The 16,954-nt window shown below is 62.1% G+C and carries 20 protein-coding genes, 1 tRNA gene and 1 pseudogene; 15 read left to right on the forward strand and 7 right to left on the reverse strand.

From position 1 onward, the window contains the following. Positions 1-9 precede the first annotated feature (9 nt). The 4 genes from LAQ74_RS13570 (at position 10) to LAQ74_RS13585 (ending at position 2,985) form a co-directional block, all read left to right on the forward strand. Positions 10-456: a TRAM domain-containing protein gene (locus tag LAQ74_RS13570; protein WP_224333068.1), complete on the forward strand. Its 447-nt coding sequence runs from the start codon at positions 10-12 to the stop codon at positions 454-456. Positions 457-547: 91 nt separating this feature from the next. After that, positions 548-1,009, forward strand: coding sequence for a Tfx family DNA-binding protein (locus LAQ74_RS13575; RefSeq protein WP_224333069.1), 462 nt, complete (start codon positions 548-550; stop codon positions 1,007-1,009). A 139-nt stretch (positions 1,010-1,148) separates the two neighbouring features. Beyond that, on the forward strand, positions 1,149-2,057 hold the full coding sequence (locus LAQ74_RS13580; protein ID WP_224333070.1) for a type IV pilin domain-containing protein: 909 nt from the start codon (positions 1,149-1,151) through the stop codon (positions 2,055-2,057). A 142-nt stretch (positions 2,058-2,199) separates the two neighbouring features. After that, on the forward strand, positions 2,200-2,985 hold the full coding sequence (locus LAQ74_RS13585) for an SDR family oxidoreductase (RefSeq protein WP_224333071.1): 786 nt from the start codon (positions 2,200-2,202) through the stop codon (positions 2,983-2,985). Positions 2,986-3,184: 199 nt separating this feature from the next. On the opposite strand, the gene LAQ74_RS13590 is transcribed toward LAQ74_RS13585, so the two are convergent. Together LAQ74_RS13590 and LAQ74_RS13595 are read right to left on the reverse strand one after the other, a co-directional pair. Then, complete coding sequence (locus LAQ74_RS13590; RefSeq protein ID WP_224333072.1) at positions 3,185-4,198, reverse strand: mannose-1-phosphate guanylyltransferase; 1,014 nt, start codon at positions 4,196-4,198, stop codon at positions 3,185-3,187. Positions 4,199-4,286: 88 nt separating this feature from the next. Further along, positions 4,287-4,568, reverse strand: a complete 282-nt coding sequence (locus LAQ74_RS13595; protein WP_224333073.1) for a DUF7091 family protein — start codon at positions 4,566-4,568, stop codon at positions 4,287-4,289. A 277-nt stretch (positions 4,569-4,845) separates the two neighbouring features. Between LAQ74_RS13595 and LAQ74_RS13600 the strand changes: the two genes are divergently transcribed. The 6 genes from LAQ74_RS13600 (at position 4,846) to LAQ74_RS13625 (ending at position 9,088) form a co-directional block, all read left to right on the forward strand. Continuing rightward, positions 4,846-5,781, forward strand: coding sequence for a replication factor A (locus tag LAQ74_RS13600; RefSeq protein ID WP_224333074.1), 936 nt, complete (start codon positions 4,846-4,848; stop codon positions 5,779-5,781). Then, entirely contained in the window at positions 5,782-6,375 is a 594-nt protein-coding gene (locus tag LAQ74_RS13605; RefSeq protein ID WP_224333075.1) for an RPA family protein, read from the forward strand. 289 nt (positions 6,376-6,664) lie between these two features. Continuing rightward, positions 6,665-6,892 carry a DUF8118 domain-containing protein gene (locus LAQ74_RS13610; protein WP_224333076.1) on the forward strand — a complete coding sequence of 76 codons (228 nt, stop codon included), beginning with the start codon at positions 6,665-6,667 and terminating at the stop codon, positions 6,890-6,892. After that, positions 6,882-7,097 (forward strand): hypothetical protein, encoded by a 216-nt coding sequence (locus tag LAQ74_RS13615; RefSeq protein ID WP_224333077.1) that lies wholly within the window; start codon positions 6,882-6,884, stop codon positions 7,095-7,097. Before LAQ74_RS13610 ends, LAQ74_RS13615 begins: the two co-directional genes overlap by 11 nt. A 98-nt stretch (positions 7,098-7,195) precedes the next feature. Continuing rightward, positions 7,196-8,602 (forward strand): hypothetical protein, encoded by a 1,407-nt coding sequence (locus LAQ74_RS13620; RefSeq protein ID WP_224333078.1) that lies wholly within the window; start codon positions 7,196-7,198, stop codon positions 8,600-8,602. A gap of 69 nt (positions 8,603-8,671) precedes the next feature. Continuing rightward, the gene (locus tag LAQ74_RS13625; protein WP_224333079.1) at positions 8,672-9,088 is read left to right on the forward strand and encodes a DUF8146 domain-containing protein; all 417 of its coding nucleotides are present in this window, start codon (positions 8,672-8,674) and stop codon (positions 9,086-9,088) included. A 24-nt stretch (positions 9,089-9,112) separates the two neighbouring features. Here the strand turns inward: LAQ74_RS13625 and LAQ74_RS13630 are convergent, their stop codons facing one another. Then, positions 9,113-9,568, reverse strand: a complete 456-nt coding sequence (locus LAQ74_RS13630) for a DUF5814 domain-containing protein (protein ID WP_224333080.1) — start codon at positions 9,566-9,568, stop codon at positions 9,113-9,115. Positions 9,569-9,710: 142 nt separating this feature from the next. On the opposite strand from LAQ74_RS13630, the gene LAQ74_RS13635 reads away from it, so the two are divergent. Then, positions 9,711-9,783: transfer RNA gene (locus tag LAQ74_RS13635), tRNA-His, on the forward strand. A gap of 1,509 nt (positions 9,784-11,292) precedes the next feature. Continuing rightward, entirely contained in the window at positions 11,293-11,694 is a 402-nt protein-coding gene (locus tag LAQ74_RS13645; RefSeq protein WP_224333082.1) for a hypothetical protein, read from the forward strand. A 350-nt stretch (positions 11,695-12,044) separates the two neighbouring features. On the opposite strand, the gene LAQ74_RS13650 is transcribed toward LAQ74_RS13645, so the two are convergent. Further along, the gene (locus LAQ74_RS13650) at positions 12,045-12,716 is read right to left on the reverse strand and encodes an immunoglobulin-like domain-containing protein (RefSeq protein ID WP_224333083.1); all 672 of its coding nucleotides are present in this window, start codon (positions 12,714-12,716) and stop codon (positions 12,045-12,047) included. 197 nt (positions 12,717-12,913) lie between these two features. Between LAQ74_RS13650 and LAQ74_RS13655 the strand changes: the two genes are divergently transcribed. Together LAQ74_RS13655 and LAQ74_RS13660 are read left to right on the forward strand one after the other, a co-directional pair. Next, complete coding sequence (locus LAQ74_RS13655; RefSeq protein WP_224333084.1) at positions 12,914-13,066, forward strand: hypothetical protein; 153 nt, start codon at positions 12,914-12,916, stop codon at positions 13,064-13,066. Between the two features lie 873 nt (positions 13,067-13,939). Then, a pseudogene (locus tag LAQ74_RS13660) lies at positions 13,940-14,157 on the forward strand (anaerobic glycerol-3-phosphate dehydrogenase subunit C); the annotation flags it as partial. A 96-nt stretch (positions 14,158-14,253) separates the two neighbouring features. Here the strand turns inward: LAQ74_RS13660 and LAQ74_RS13665 are convergent. From LAQ74_RS13665 to LAQ74_RS13675, 3 genes are all read right to left on the reverse strand, one after another. After that, positions 14,254-14,448, reverse strand: a complete 195-nt coding sequence (locus LAQ74_RS13665; RefSeq protein WP_224333085.1) for a hypothetical protein — start codon at positions 14,446-14,448, stop codon at positions 14,254-14,256. A 166-nt stretch (positions 14,449-14,614) separates the two neighbouring features. After that, positions 14,615-14,851, reverse strand: coding sequence for a class I SAM-dependent methyltransferase (locus LAQ74_RS13670; protein WP_224333086.1), 237 nt, complete (start codon positions 14,849-14,851; stop codon positions 14,615-14,617). Between the two features lie 359 nt (positions 14,852-15,210). Further along, entirely contained in the window at positions 15,211-16,386 is a 1,176-nt protein-coding gene (locus tag LAQ74_RS13675; RefSeq protein ID WP_224333087.1) for a CBS domain-containing protein, read from the reverse strand. A 106-nt stretch (positions 16,387-16,492) separates the two neighbouring features. Here LAQ74_RS13675 and LAQ74_RS13680 point away from each other — a divergent pair, with 106 nt between their 5' ends. Further along, complete coding sequence (locus LAQ74_RS13680) at positions 16,493-16,882, forward strand: cupin domain-containing protein (protein ID WP_224333088.1); 390 nt, start codon at positions 16,493-16,495, stop codon at positions 16,880-16,882. Positions 16,883-16,954: the final 72 nt, after the last annotated feature.

Below are 16,954 nucleotides of genomic sequence, written 5' to 3' on the forward strand. Positions count from 1 at the left end.
GTCACGTCCATGCCGGACTGTCCACTGGCCGACGAATGCCCGAGTTTTTCAGAGCGAATCCAGGGAATGGGCTGTCAACACTACGGCGACCGCGGGGGCGCCGAGTGGTGTAACCACTACAGCATGCCCATCCGCGAACTGAAACAGCAACCGGTCAAACCCGGCGAGGAGATCGTCGTCGAGGTGACCGACATCCACGAGAGCGGCGCTGGCGTCGGTCGAACCGACGACGGCTTCATCGTGATGGTCGACGGCGTGCTCCCCGACGCGCGGGCGCTTGTGAAAATTACGCAGGTGAAGTCGAGTCACGCGCGTGCCGACGAGATAGAACGCCTACCGATGGACCCCGAGGAGGACGAACCCGAGGGACGCGGCGAGGGGGACGGCGACACCGACGACGAGGGACCGAAGCGTCCCACGGCGCTCGGTAGCCGCGACAACTTCTGGGGTTCGTAAGAGACGCTTGCCGCCGACTCGGCAGCCATGGACAGTCCCGACTTTCGGTCTTTTCTGTACCCTTTTTGACGACGGCGTTCGACGCACGCGTATGGACGAGCAGGACGTGACGGAGATACTCGAACAGGCGGGCTTTGCGCCCGACGAGAGCGTCCTGACGCGCCGACAGGCCGAGGTGCTCGCGCTCCGCGAGCGTGGCGTCCGCCAGTCCGACATCGCCGAGTTCCTCGGCACCTCCCGAGCGAACGTCTCCAGCATCGAGGCCAGCGCCCGCGACAACGTCACGAAGGCCCGCGAGACGGTAGCGTTCGCCGAGGCGCTGACCGCACCCGTCCGCGTGGAGGTCCCCGAGGGGACTGACCTCTACGACGTGCCGAAACAGGTGTACGACGCCTGCGACGCCGCGGGCGTGAAGGTGAATCACACCGCTCCCGACCTGATGAAGATCGTCAGCGACGCGGCGGGCGAGGCCATCCGCGGGCGCGAGGTCCGGGTGCCGCTTTTCGTCGGGGTGACGAGCGAGGGGGCGGTCCGGGTTCGGCGGTCAATTTGAGCACAGATGGACGGACCGCGCCGTTCGACGGCGTTCGAGGACGCTCGACGGACGGTGTACGAGTTCGACGACAGTAATATGCAGGTGTAGTACACAGTACCCAACGTTGATAGAAACGTCGAATCGAGGGCGTGCGGTCTTGCCTGTCGTCGGAGTCGCGCTGCTCCTCGCGGTGGTGGTCGCGCTCTCGGCAGTCGGAGCGTACGTGTTCCTGGGCCTCTCGGAGGAGCGCGAGCCGGCACCCGAGGTCGTGTTGGAGCTCTCGGCGGAGGAGGGCGAGGTCGCCCACGCGCTCTCCCACGAACAGGGACGGACGCTGGAGGGCGAGAAGGTGACGCTGCGCGGCACCACCGACCCCGAGGCACTCTCCGGAAGTGAACTGGCAGCCGGGGAAGCCGTCGAACTGCTCCCGACCGACGAGGAGGTTCGCGTCGTCTGGACCGGAGAACACGGGGCCAGCTACACGCTGAAGACGTTCACCGTCGAACGGACCGTACCGGAGCCGGACGTGGGATGTCCGTGGGTCGACAGCGAGACCGACGATGGCGTCGAGAAACTCGACGTCGACGGACATGTCGTCGACTGCGACGCGGAGACCGAGAAAGACGTCGAACTGACGACCGGCGGGGTCATCATCGGCGACACGCGGAGCGGGGCGGTCGTCGACGCCGACGGGGCGACGTTCTACGGCGACGTCGTCGCAGAGCGACTCGTCAACCACCAGGACGGGCCGATTTCGGGTTCGGTGTCGTCGAACGACGACGTCAAAATCGACGGCGCGACGGTCGGTGAGTCGGCCGAGGCGGACGACGAGACGGAGATCGTCGCCGGAAGCACCGTCGGCGGCGACGCGGGCGGCGGCGACCTCGTGAAAGTGCTCGACAGCGACGTCTCGGGCTCGGTCGCCTCCGACGGGTCGGTGAAACTGCAGGACGCGACGGTCGAAGGCGACGTCTACGTCCCGGACGGAGGGTTCGACTGCACGAACTCGACGGTCGGCGGCGAGAACTGCGGAGAGTACACGCCGAAAGATCCCGACGAGCGGTGAGCGCTCGCGAGACCGCCACGGACCGCCACGGATCGCCACGAGAGCACCACAGACGACGGAACCCCGGCGAATGCCCGCGGCGTATCGGCAACCGTCGCCGACTGGGCAGGGACTTTTCTCGCGGTACCGCGTGACACCCCACATGGATCTCGGAGTATCCGGAGACGTAGCACTGGTGACGGCGAGTTCGAGCGGCCTCGGCCACGCGAGCGCCGAGTCGCTGGCGGCCGAAGGCGCGCACGTGGTCATCTGCGGCCGCGACGAGGAGCGTCTCGACGCGGCGGCCGAGGAGCTGGAGTCGGTCGGCGACGGCGACGTGCTCGCGGTGCCGACGGACCTCACCGACCGCGACGACATCGCGGCGCTCGTCGAGGCGACCGTCGAGGAGTTCGGCCAGTTGGACCACCTCGTCACCTCCGCGGGCGGCCCGCCGAGCGGCAGTTTCGACGATATGTCCTCCGAAGACTGGTACGACGCGTACGACCTGCTCGTGATGAGCGCCGTCTGGACCGTCAAGGAGGCCGAACCCCACCTGAAGGAGAGCGACGCCGGCACCATCACCTGCATCACCTCGACGAGCGTCCGCGAGGTCATCGACGACCTCATCCTCTCGAACAGCGTCCGCCGCGGCGTCATCGGCCTCGTCAAATCGCTCTCGCGGGAGTTCGCCCCCGACGTGCGCGTCAACGCCGTCTTGCCGGGCGCACACGAGACTTCGCGCGTCGAGGAACTCGTCGAGGACGCCGTCGAACGCGGCGACGTCGACAGCTACGAGGAAGGACTGAAGGGTTGGTCGAACGGCATCCCGATGGGTCGCATCGGCAAGCCCGAGGAACTGGGCGATACCGTCGCGTTCCTCGCCAGCGACCGCGCGAGCTTCGTCAACGGCGTGGCGCTCCCCGTCGACGGCGGGAAGCTGCGGAGCTAAGCCACCTTTTGCCGAGGGCTGGCTTCGCCAGCCCTCGGCAAAAGCTGGACCAAAAGCGCTCCTCCTTCACTTCGTCACGGCAAGCCGTGACTCCGTTCAGTCGTCGGCCGAAAATCGCAGAGCGATTTTCTGGCACATCAGAACGGAGTTCTGAGGGCGGCCCGCTCGCGCCTCCGGCGCTCGCGGTATGGTGTTCTACCTAGAACCGCCCTTCCTCTCTCAACACCGAAACCACCTCCCGAACCCGTTGCGCCTGCTCCTTCGGCACGACGAGTACCCGGTCGTCGTAGGCGACGACGGCGAGTCCGTCAACCCCGACCAGCGAGACGTGTTTGTCGTCGCTGGCGACGACGTTGTCGGCAGCGTCGACGGCGAGAAACTCGCCGAGTGCGACGTTTCCGGCGTCGTCTTCGTTCAAAACTCTCTCCAGCGCGTCCCACGAGCCCAAATCGTCCCAGTCGAAGGTCGCAGAGACGACGGCGGCGTGGTCGGCGTGTTCCATCACCGCGTAGTCGACGCTCACGTCGTCGACGGCGGCGAACCCGGCCTCGGCGTCGCCCGCGTCGAGCGCATCGAGGAGAGGTGCGAGTTCCGAGTCGCGGGCAGCCGCGAGGAACGAGTCGGGCGTCCACGCGAAGATGCCCGCGTTCCACAGATAGCCCGATTCGACGTAGTCGGCCGCCGTCTCGCTATCTGGTTTCTCGTGGAACGCCGCGAGTTCGGCGTGCGGTTCGGGCTTTTCGCGCTGCTCGCCGGATTCGATGTAGCCGTAGCCGGTGTCCGGTCGAGTGGGTTCGACGCCGAAGGTGACGAGTGCACCCGTCTCGGCGGCGACGCGAGCGCCCGCACGGGTGACCGATTCGAAGTTTCCGGAGACGGTATGGTCGCTCGGGAGGACGAGCACGACGCAGTCGCCGACTTCTTCTCGAATCCGGTGGGTCGCGTACGTCAGCGCCGGACCGGTGTCTTTGCCTTCGGGTTCGACGAGCACGCTCGCCTCGGGGACGCGTTCGGAAACCTCGCCGGCGAAGTCGGCACGCGTGCAGACGAACAGGTGGTCGGCGAAACTCGCGCGCTCGACCGTCTTCGAGAGCAACGAGTCGTCGGAGTCCGACAGCGAGAGAAACTGCTTGGGGCGATGGCTCCGACTGGCGGGATAGAGTCGGGTGCCGGTGCCGCCTGCGAGCACGAGGGCGACGAGCGGTCTGTCCATGGGCTACGGACTCGCGGCGGGGAGAAAACGACGGCGACTGCGGCGGCATCGGCGGCGGGGCGGGGACGGAGGCGAAAGCGAGAGCGCGTTACCACGTCTCGACGACGCCCGCGCGGACGTCCTCGGCGCAGCCCTGGCAGTCGGGGTGGTCGGCGTCGAAACAGGAGGGACGGCCCTCGTCGTCGATGGCGACGGCTCTGCGCTCGGCGTAGCGGCGACAGACGAGTTTGGCACGGCCCTCCTCGTCGACGGGGAGCGCGTCGGGAACGCCGCCCGACTGCCCTTCCTGATAGGCGCGTTTGGATTCGGCCCACTGCCGACCCGCCTTTCGGAACGTCTGTCGGACGATGCGTTCGAGGCGCGGGTCCATGCTCGCCGATTGCGGCCGCGCGGTAATAATCCTCGTGGAGTCGGCGCGTTCACTTTCGCTCGCCGAACGGGCCTCCGGCGACTGTCGGCAAATAACTCCGCCAAAACGCTCGAAAACGCGCGCCCCGAGCGTCAGACGTGCGTCCGACGTAGAACGCGGAGAGACGGCGTCAGACGCGCGTCTTCACTTCCGTCGCGGTGGCGCAACTTTTTATAGGGGTAGGAGCCAACGGGCGTATGCCTCTCGTAGAAAACCAAAGAAGAGGCAGTGAGACCACATGACAGATTTGCGTACACACGCAGCGGAGATTGCGGAACAGTTCTCGGACCACCTCGACGTGGACGAAGACGAGATCGAAGAGCGACTGGACAACCTCGTCAACGAGTACAAAGTCCCCGTGGATGAGGCGCGACGGAGCGTCGTCAACCACTACCTCGACGAGGCGGGACTCGAACGCGACGCGATTCGCGCCGGCGGCGGCGGGAGTCAGGCCGTCCAAGTCTCGGACATCGACGAGGACGAACAGTGGGTCGACCTCACTGTCAAACTCGTCGAACTGTGGGAGCCGCGAAGCGACTCCATATCGCAGGTCGGCCTGCTGGGAGACGAGTCCGGCACCATCAAGTTCGTCTCGTTCACCACGTCCGAGCTTCCGGAACTCGAAGAAGGAAGCGTGTACTCGCTTCAGAACGTCGTCACCGACGAGTACCAGGGTCGGTACTCGGTGAAGCTCAACCGGACGACGACCATCACCGAACTCGACGAGGACATCGAAGTCGGCGACGACTCAGTGAGCGTCGAGGGCGCGTTCGTCGACATCCAGAGCGGGTCGGGGCTCATCAAGCGCTGCCCCGAGGAAGGCTGCACGCGCGTGCTCCAGAACGGCCGCTGTTCGGAGCACGGTAACGTCGAAGGCGAGTTCGACCTGCGCATCAAGGGCGTCCTCGACGACGGCAACGAGGTGCAGGAGATCATCTTCAACAAGGAGATGACCGAGGAGCTCACCGGCATCACGCTGGAGGAGGCCAAACAGATGGCGATGGACGCGCTCGACACGACCATCGTCGCCGACGAGATGGCCGAGGACGTCCTCGGGCGCTACTACCGCGTCTCCGGGCCGACGCTCGGCCGCTACGTGCTCGTCAACGAGTTCGAACAGCTCACCGGTCCGGTCGACGCCGAGGCCGTGCTCATCAAAGCGAGGTCGATGTAAATGAGTCAATCCGCACCCACCCGCGAAGTCGCCCGCCGCGTCTTCGCCCAGGAGTTCAACGACGCTGCATACACGTTCAAAGAGTCCGACGACGAGCGCGCGCCCGTCTACCTGCTGCTGCCCTCGGGCGCACAGGCGAACCGCGTGTTCCTCGTGGGGACGCTGACCGAGAAAGAGGACGTCGGCGAGGACAACGAGTACTGGCGGGGTCGCATCGTCGACCCCACGGGGACGTTCTTCGTCTACGCCGGGCAGTACCAGCCCGAGGCGGCGAGTACCCTTCGGGACCTCGACGCACCCTCCTACGTCTCCATCGTGGGCAAGCCGCGGACGTACGAGACCGACGACGGCACGGTGAACGTCTCGGTTCGCCCCGAGTCCATCAGCGAAGTCGACGCCGCGACGCGCGACCGCTGGGTCGTCGAGGCCGCCGAGCGCACGCTCGAACGCGTCGAGCGCTTCGAGGAGGAGGGCAACGAGTACGGCCGGATGGCTCGCGAACAGTACGACCTCCCGGTCGACAGCTACCGGCAGGCCGCCATCGCCGCGCTCCAGAGTCTGGAGACGACCGACGAACTCGAAGCCGAAGCGTAGTCGCGCTCGCATCGCCGCGCGGACGTGACCGACGCGGCACGACACACCATCGACCACCCATCCGGACCGGGTGCACACAGCATTCCCCCGGTGTGCCCGGTTCGGCCGCGTGGTCGTCGCGGCGCAGCGCGTAGTTGGACCGGAAACTGACGGCGAAGTCGCACAGAGAGCGACAGCTACGGAGAGACAGGGAGTATCGACGACAGAACGCCGCCTGGCACGACGCGAGCGGAAACGCGTCGGGTGTTGCAGCACCCGGACGCCGGGCATCCCAACCACGGAGAGCCCAGTGAGCACTAATAACCCACTCTCACAAGAAGCTACGGAAAGCGAGCACCGACAGCGGCGCGTCAGCGGACCGCATCGCGCCTACGACGACCACGGCCGCCTCGACCACCGTTACTGGCGCTGTGAGCGCTGCGGATTCGAGAGCGCCGATCCCCGACTTCGCGACGGCTGTTTCCGATGCGGCGCGGCGAAGGCGGACGAAAACGAGGGAGGCGACGATGCCGACTGACCGCGACTCGCCGAGCGCCGACTGGCGGTGCGTGTACGAGGCGATGGGCGTCGGCGCTGACGAGTCGGACGCAGCGGAAGAACACCTCGACGACGCGCGAATCGACACTTACGCGGAGGAGGCAGACTCGAAGGAGTCCGACGGCGACGAAGCGACCCCGTCCGAGTCCGAGAGTGGACCGACCCGTCGGGAAGGCCACGCCTGATTCGGGGCACTCACTCGACCCGACAGCGTCGCAATCTGGTCCCCGCTAACCGCGGCCCCGTGAGTGATACGCCTCGCGGCCGTACCCTCCACAGTCATATGCGAGAGCCGCCAGCCGCGCCGATCGTCAGTTCGCCCACGCCCGACGAGTACGACACCGTCGTCGACGCCGTCGACGTGGGGGCCGACCCAGACGGCGAGCGCCCGTTCGACGTAGCTCCTCACCTCGACGACGATACGCTCGTCCACTTTTCGTCCGGCACGTACCTGCTCGATCCGCTTCGGAAATCGGGGCTGTCGAGCGCGGCGCTGTACGCGCCCGACAGCGCGACGCTCGTCTCGAACGGCTCCGGCCTCCACGACGTGATTCACCTCCGTGACGCCAGCGACGTCCGCGTCGAGGGGTTCGACCTCCAGCAGCGACCCCAGCATCCCGCGCGGACGAAACTCGTCGTCGACGGCGGGACGAGCTGCCTCCGTGACTACCGCGTCGTCGGCGCGTACGACCCGAACGACTACTCCGGCGACAGTCGGGCGGGGAACCAGCGACGGAATCAGGCGGTACTCCTCGAATGTGCCGGCGAATCGACCGAGTTGCTCGTCGAGCGCGTCGACCTCTCCGACGGCGGGATGGCATCAGCCGTCTTCGTCGACCCGACGCTCGAAGCGAGCGACGACTTTCGAATCGGCGGCACCGTCGCGTTCGTCGACTGTCGGGTGGAGGGATGGACCGAAGGGCTGTACGCCAGCGCCCACGCCGGGCCGCTCGTCGTCCGCGGCGGCCGCTACGCGAACAACAACCTCGCGCAGGTTCGAACCGGTGGCCCGAACGCACTAGTCGAAAACGTCGAGGTGGCGCTCGACAACTCCGAAACAGTCGCCAACGAGTGGACGACACGCGGCATCTGGGCGCGCGACGGTGAGTTGACGCGCATCGCCGACTGCGGCGTGGTCGTCTCGGACGCGTTCGGCGTTGCAGACGGCCACGACGAGTCGGACGGCAACGCGGATGACGTACCGAGTGTCTCAGGTGCGGTCGTCCACGGTGCGAAAGCGGGTCGACTCCGCGTCGAGAGGACGAGCATCCGTGTCGACGCCGACGGCGTCAACGCGGTTCGGTCGCTCGCGGCGAAAGACGAACCGTTCTACGCGCCGTCGATGGTCGCCAGCGGCGAGACGGTCGACCCGGCGACGCTCGACCGGCGACTCGAACTCGTCGGCGCGGTGATTCGAGGCGACGCGGCGGGGGTCGGGAGATACGGCCGGATGGCCGTCGATATCCGGAACCGGCGGCACGGTTCGACGGTTCGCGACTGCGAGATACGGCAATCGGGACGCGAGCGCGACGGGATGCGCGTCGTCGCCGCCGACCGAGTCAGCGTCGTCGATTCGGTGGTCGACGTGACCGGCGTCCCGTTCGACGTGGACGACCGGAGCGCGGAGACGTTCGAGCGGTCGGGAGTGAGCGACGGCGGCGACGGGTCGGACACGTTGTCTCGAACGTGACGTACAGTCGAACGAACTGGTAGCTCGTCTGACGAACGATTAAGTAGCACGAAGCCCCATGTCGAGAATATGGGCAACAAGAACAAGACAATCTCGTTTCGCGTCAACGAGGACGCGTTCGAGACCCTCCGCGAAATCGCCGAGGAGCGGGATATCTCGCTGTCGGCGGTGTTTCGTGACTACGTGGACACGCTCGTTGCCCACGACGGCCAGGTGCGAGTCGTCCCCGAAGACGAGTTAGAACGGAGTCACGACGACGCCGGAACGGGGTTCCCGCCGACCGTGGAGGTGCCGAAGAGTTTCATCCGCGAACACGAGCGTCTCGAACTGGAGACCGAACACCTCCGCGAGCAACTCGAAGAACACAAACGCTACGTCAACTACCTGCGCGAACAGGTGGAGGAACTCGACGGCGACGACGAAGACGTGATTCAACTCGAAGAACTCGACGGCGAGCGAGACGACCAACCGTTCCGTCTGGGCTGACGATCCCCGATTTTTCTGCCTCGCTCACCGCGTCAGCGACCGCTTCGCCTCGGCGGACGTCTGCTGCATCTCCTGATTGCCGTCGACGGCCGCGAGCGACTCGACGGCTTCGAGCGTCCGCACCGACTGGTCGAGAAACGAGAGCACGTCGCCGGGATACGCGTAGAGCATGTAGTCGTCGGTCATCACGTCGACGATGGCGTCGGGTCCGAGTCCCTGCGCGCGGAGGTCCAGGAGGTAACTGACGAACTTGCGCTCGGGATGGCCGCAGTAGGGGTTGGTGTCGCAGTCGCAGTCCAGAAAGTCCTGTGCGAAGTCCAGCACTCGTTCGCGGGTCGCCTCGTCGAGTTTTTCGAGGCCGTCGCCGGTGTACAGCACGTCCAGCGTCGCGCCCTTGAACGCGCCTTTCGGAATACTCGTCTCCAGTTGGGAGGCGATTTGGCGGTGGTTCTTCAGATAGATTTTGTCCGTGATGGCCACTGTTGGGCGGGAGTAGACGGGGCGACCCCAAAAGCGTCTCGGCTCTCGGGGCGGTGAGGACGGGCGTGCGCCCTGTCGCCGACTGGCGAATCTCCCGGAAGTCGTAACGTATTTGAGTCACAGCGGAGTACGATTGGATGTGTCCGGGTTGGGGTAGTGGACCATCCTTCAGCCTTGTGGAGGCTGAGACGCGGGTTCGATTCTCGCACCTGGACCTGAAATTAACCTCTCCGAATGGGGGTTTTCTTGGTTACAGTTAGGAGCCGGAGTGACAACTGTAGCGAATTCCGATATGGAAGTGATTCGTAGTGAACGCTATGGGTCGAATACTGGGTCGTCCACGTCGAGCAACGACCACAGTTCGTCTTGGGTGATCTTTCCGAAGTCGGCTTTCCGGTGACAGCGAATACAGAGCGAAATCACGTTTTCGAGGAAGTGAGCGTCTTCTGTCTCGTGTTCGCGTGAGTCGGTGAACCACCGAACGGGGACGATGTGATGGACGTCTGGATTTCGTCCAATCTCGTCACGTGTGACGCTACAAACCGAACACTGATGTCCATCACGTTCGAGTGCCTTTTTTCGAATCCGAGTCCACCCTTTGCCGTAGGGTTCGTTTCCGCCACCCTTCCAGTTCGGGTGTCCCGACCCGCTGAATTCCTCTGAGAGCCATGTTCTCCGACAGTCCTCGCTACAGACAGTAACCGACGCAATGTTACTGGGGTATCGTTCAACGGTGGTTCCGCAAACACCACAGTCGACAGAGCGTTTTCCGCCGTTCCACCGTGGGTTGTCTTCGCCACTCGGTCGTGGTGGGTGCCGCCAGTTTTCGTTTCGAACACACTCGGGGCAAAAGTGCCCTTTCTTGTCGGAAGGATAAAACCAGAACGTCTCGCCACACAGCGTACACGCTGTCTTAGTTCGCTTCCCATTGAGTTTTGAGAGGCGCTCTTTCTCGTTTGCAATACCGCTTCGTCGACACTTATCCGAGCAGTATTTTCTCGGAGATTCAGCGCGAAACTCTGCTCCACACTGCGGACAGGTGTGTGTCTGAGAGCGTTCTTTGTGTAGACGTCCGATGTGGGTGTCGAATCCACGGCGGAAATCGAACGTTCGTCCGCAGATCGGACAGCTGTATTCGTCCTCGTCGGTCTCACCTCTGTCACGTCGACTGTTGGGTGGTTCACGCAGCTGATCATCACTTACTGGGTTGCTATCGTCTCCGTTCATGTGTTGACGCAGGCCTAACTGTGCGCGCCTGCACCCCTGCAGGCGCGCTGGAAAACTGGAACTCGTCGCGAGAGACGACTCTGTAGAGAAGCGAGTGCTTCAAATCAAGCCTCGAAGCGTTTCACTAGAGCAGGTGTATGTCTGGATAGGCTGGACTCGTGGGGTTCTGTCGAACCTCATAGCTTGTGACAGTTCAGTAAGACTGTACTGATACAGAGCGCAAATGCAGCCTTCTCTCTTCGTCGATTAAGGGGAGAGCCTTCAACTACTACAGGAGAGGCGACTCTCAAACGAGCGACCGACTGGAGAGCAGTTCCTCATCGTATCCAATTAATGAGAAGGATTATTCGGAGTAATTTCTTCGCCCCGATATGCAATGGCCTCGGCGAGCAGTCGTGGCAGCTCTCGCAGGGTTCGGAAGCGGCTGTCTCAGTTCTTGCCGCGCCGAAACGCCGACATCAGAACCTGACACGGACGGCGACGGAGTTCCCGATCACATGGACGACTATCTGACCGATGCCCGCAGGGCGTTCAAGGACTTCCGTGCGGAGGGAATCCAGACGCTCCAGCCCGGTGAGTTCTCGGCCATTGCGCTCACGAACTCGCCACAGGCCAGCGGCAAGGTCCTTCACTACGACATCGCCGTCGAGGGCGACACGTCGGTTGACTGCCTCGTGTTCGAGCGGGAGGCGTACGACGCCTACGAAGACGGTGCCCGCGACGTCCCGTTCGTCCCGGAATACAGCCGAACAGGGGTCAGCGAGACGACCCTAATTCGCACACTCGACCGAGGTGAGTACATCTTCTCGCTAGATTACACCGAACAGGTGACCGCCCCTGGCGAGGAAAGTGTTACCGTGACCCGCCTACTCGAACTCAGCGAATCTGCCGGTGGTTGAAATACACCCTCTGTATCTTGCACTCCGTTATTGACCGCTATCCAGGATTTTTCTCACCGATTGCTGAATACAGAGCGCGAATCGGCCAGCTCTACGCAGACGGCTTCGCTGAAGAGTCGCACAGTGCGATACGGACGCTACTCTTCTCGACACTGATTATCACAACGTCTAATTCATATCTTTTTGCGATGTTGCGGATACTGTCAGGAGCAGCCTCTGGATTAGTAGTGACGGCACCCCCGCTACCCGGAAGTGAATCCAAAGATGCATAGGCATGCTGTGAATTATTACCTACCGTGCAGCACTGGAAAAGATGTCGTCAACAGTATTAGAGGTTGTAAGCCCCTTTACTATTCTACAGTAAATTGCACTGCTGGCGATTTCTTTTCATTGAGACCCCAATATGTGAAACGGTATTCGCCTGGGATCAGCTCAGAACAGACAGTAAAAGGACCCTTACTGAAGCCTGGTTGGGAAACAGTAAAATGCCATTGGAACCCACTCCCTGGCTTGATCCTGTACAGTTCGTCGGTGAATCCAAAACCCTCATGTATATGGAATATATTTAGCCATTCTTCCTCATCAAATATTTCAATATTTATTTTATTATATGATCCAAATTCTTTCCTTTCCTTAGTATTGTTAATCAGCGATAGACGTATTTCTTCTCCAATCTGTAGTGTTTCATGTGATGATTTGAGAACAACCCCGTTTACGGAATCGTCACTATGACGAATTGACATATCGCCAAGATATTTGTTTAGTGGGATTTTCTGTGAACAGGAACTAGTGTCTGATCGTTCGTCCTCGAAAGAACTGATTTGTGGTTCGCTTTTGAATGTAGGCTCTTCCGAGGAAGTTGTAGAGTCAGGATTTGGGGATATCGTGGCGTTTCTGTCTGTCCGGGGATCTTCACTTGACGAATTGTTTGCTGACGACTTCTCAGTATTGTTTGTACCGATACATCCACAGGTAGTACAGAGGGACCCAGCGAGCACGATTACCTCACGTCTATTTCTCATAATAATCTGAAATTGCTCACCTAATAAAGGTTTTCTGTGAACTGTTCGCAGTAGAATTAGTTTGCTATACCACTAAAGTCAAAATTAAAGCCGTGTTTGTTAGCTAGGCGATACGCAGGCGGACCAGATGGTACGTGCCCACCGGTATGTAGCCCGATTATAGCAATATACGTACTTCCGTCAACCTTCACGTCGACGTGCAACCGCCAGATGAGGAGTTGGCCGACGGACAGGCTACCACACACATCAACGACAAGGACCCGCGAATCCGCGACCGCTGGCGCACCGCAGCACTCCAGATTCTGAAGGGACTAGGTCACGCAGGGATGGCGGACGTATTCCGCTATTAGTGGGGCTACGGTGACATCGACACGCTGGACGAGAGTTTCGGCAACAGCCGGTTCGACCACATCATCGCCTCCGAGGATCTGAACCCAATGCATTGTGAATACGACCCTGACTCGTTCAACTATAGTGACCACGCCGCGCTCATCGCAGATTTCGAAATTTGACAGATACACCCTCTCTATTCAGCACGCTATTCCTGACACATTCTCGGTAGATCATCACGAAATATGCGAGAACCAAAGTGCGATGCTGACAGGAGGCCGAACATATGATGTCAAATACAACGTGAAAGTCGTAGTCACTAAGAAGGAAATTCATAATCGACTCCGAGCAGTCCCCAGGCGCAAGCGTGGCTCTCTGGCTCTCTCATTCGGTCAAGACGGTTCATAATCGGATGGTGCCTCCGCAAGAAGAGCCAAAGACCCACTAAGGGGACGCGATTAGGATTGAGGAGTAGAGAAGGGACGAAGACGCTGGTATCGGTGGCGAACAGATGGGGAGGGGGACCGACGATGCTCCGCCACTCAAATTGGTGGCAACCGACGAGAGTGAGACTCGGGCGTCTGCGCCTCACCAGATTACGTGAAACCGAGAGACGGGAACCGATTATGAGAACGCGCTCCGGTGTAACCGGAGAACGAGACGGAGCTCCTAAAACACATCCTTCGTCAAATCGACCGCTTTCTCGAGAATACTGCCATGGTTGCCCAAAACGGAGAGTTGCGAGAGAGTTCATAATCGCCTGTTCGTGAGCGGAAGTGGTAGTTATCGGGGCTCGATGACGGTTATGAACGTCTGATGAAGCCCGTCCGACTGGAGAGAGCGTTTCTGTTCCTCTCTCAGGTACCTCGGCCAGTTATGAAATTCGTGACGGAGTGAGTTTGTCGTGTTCGGGCATCTCGGAGACGTACAGCTGGAAATCCGAAAAGTACGAGAAGTCGATGAAAATCGGCGAGCAAATGTTTGAGCACATGCACCACGCCTCGGACGAAATGGCAAAACCGAGTGTCCAACCTGCTCAATACAGATGGAACACGGCACCAGTTACAGAATCCGTCATCCGCTACAGGTTCTCGAAGAAGCCCTCGTCTGAGCATAAGATGTCAACTATCCTGCCAGGAGTGTTCGTTCACGGAGAACCAGAAGGCGAATACGGCGAGGAGACGGAGAGACGCGGAGTCGACGAGAGCTAATATCCGCCCGCATCGTCGAAACAGCGCCCACACCGCGACGCGCCGCCCTCGTCGACGGCGGTCGCCAGATCGACGACAACCGTCGACTCCTCGGAGACGTGAAACAGCGCGCCACAGGCGGCGAGTCTGTGGGCGTGGTCGTCGTTGGGTTTGTGAACGGTCTTCGTCTGTTCGTTTAGCACTCCGCGCATAGTCTCCACCGACGGTGTGGACATGCTAAAAGACAGTACCCGTCAACTCCGGGAAATCGACGGTCAGTAGACACGTCGACGACTCCGTCGGGCTCTCGAAACGACGGGTCCTTCCGCCTCGCGACTACCGCGTAGAACGGATCGGACCCCAATTGAGCCTCCGAAATCACGTCGACGTCGTCGAATCCGCCGACGCCTCGAAATACCGCCGGACGAGCGCCGCCCGCTCGTCCATCGACACCGTCCGCCACGCCCAAACCGCTTTCTGCGCGAACAGCCAGTTCGAGAAGGAGACGATACAGACACCCCTGGGTCGGAGTACACGCCGAATCTCGGCGACGACGGCTCCGGAATACTGGACAGATACTGCGACGAGGACGGCGTCGACGGAGACGTTCTCCATCGGAAGCGAAGGGGTTTCGTCGATATTTCTGACGGAGAGCCCGTCTAATCTGGGATTTTCGGCTAAGTCGTCTCAGTTCAATCCGTGGCCCACGACGCGCACGTACTGAACGTCCTCGGGCAGATGCGACACCCAACTGCTCATCAGGTCGAGAGCGACGCCGTCAGAGCGGAGTTCGCGTCAGTAGAGTTCGGTTAGTCGAGTGTGGAACGCACCGCCGATGTGGTGGACGGAGCGCGGCGAACGGTAGAACCGAGCGTCGTCGCCGGTATCGAGTTTCGAGCGTTTTACCGAGGACAACAGGGCGGGCGTGTCCGTCGCCTCCGATTCGGTCGACGTCTCCGAGTCGTGGGGTCACCTCAGAGCGACCCCGGCGGGTTCGAGGAACGGAGCGAACGAATGGAGTCCGGGGAACCGCTGGTCTGGATGATATCGAACGCCGTCATCAGGTCCGTCCGCGAGACGATGCCGACGATGTCGCCGTTGGTGTCGATAACGGGGAGGCGGCCGACGCCGTTCTCCTGCATCAGCTGCAGCGCCTCCATCGCGTCGAGGTCCGGGGTGACGCTCGCGATGTCGCGCGACATCACGTCCTCGACGCGGTAGGCGTCGCGTTCGACTTCGTTGACCGAGCGGGCGTCGTTGAGCGTCACCATCCCTGTGAGTCGCCCGTCGCGCATCACCGGGTAGCCCGTGTGCCGCTCGGTGAACATCCGGTTCATCAGTTCGGCGATACTCGCCTTCTCGTCGACGGTGTGGAGGTCCTCCTTGCCGGTCATGATGTCGCGGACGGTGACGTCCTGGAACGCGGCCTTCATCACGGTCTGTTGGGCCTCGCTGGACGCGCCGATGTAGATGAAGAACGCGAGCGCGACGAGCCAGAGGTTGGCGAAGAGCCCGAAAATCCCGAGCAGGAGCGCGAACCCTTTGCCGACTTCGGCCGCAATCTGGGTCGCGCGGGCGTACGACCGGTCGCGGGCCAACAGCGCCCGGAGGACGCGGCCGCCGTCCATCGGGAAACCCGGAAGCATGTTGAACACCGCGAGCAGCACGTTCGTCAGCGCGAGGTAGCCGAGGACGAACTTGGCGGCGTCGAGACTCGACGGGAGGGCGAGAAACGCGAGGTACGAGAGGACGCCGAGAGCGACGCTGACGACGGGGCCGGCGAGCGCGACGTTGAGTTCCTGCTTCCAGTTCTCGGGAATCTCGGTGAACCGGGCGACGCCGCCGAACAGCCAGAGGGTGATGGAGTCGATCTCGTAGCCGTAGCGCAGCGCCACGAGCGAGTGACCGAACTCGTGGAGGAGGACGCAGCCGAACAGTCCAACCGCGGCGGCGCTGCCGAGAATCCACGGCATCGCGCCCGCCGTCAGCGCGTCGGCGTCGAGCGCCGAACCGAACAGGTCGTTGACCGTTCCCGCGAGCGCCCCGACATCGAGACCGATGAGATAGGCGAAAAGCGGCAACACCAAGAGGAAGGTGAAGTCCAACCGGATGGGGATGCCGAAGGCGCTCCCAATTCGAATGCCTCGCATACCGCGGGTTAGGGTCCGAGCCTTCTTAAACTCGGTCGTAGGTTCGGCACTCGGTGAACGACCGCAGTCGGGAAACGCTTACGCTCCCGGCGTCGTAGTCGCGGGTATGGAATCCAGCGAAGCGGGCGAGAGCGGTGCAGTCGTCAAGCGCGAATCGGAGGTCGAGTACGAGTCGGTCGGCGCGGCCGAGGGGATGCGAAAGGGCGTCCTCGTGAGCGACGCCGACGGTGCACCGAACTTCGCCATTCGGCGGTTCACCCTCGACGCCGGCGCGTCGGTACCGAAACACACCAACGAGGTCGAACACGAGCAGTACGTCCTCGACGGCGAGTACACGGTGGGAATCGACGAGGAGGAGTACGAGGTGTCGGCGGGCGACTCGCTTTTCATCCCCGCGGGCGTCGTCCACTGGTACCGAAACGAGGGCGACGAGGCGGGCGCGTTCCTCTGTGCGGTGCCGAACGGCGACGACAGCATCGAGTTGGTCGAGGAGTGAGGAGAGAGTACTCCGAGACGGCGTGAGGAAACGATACCCGGAAGACCGCTCCACGGAGTCGAATCCCTGAAA

The organism is Haloprofundus halobius, from assembly GCF_020097835.1.
In the GTDB taxonomy this organism is placed as follows: Archaea; Halobacteriota; Halobacteria; order Halobacteriales; family Haloferacaceae; genus Haloprofundus; species Haloprofundus halobius.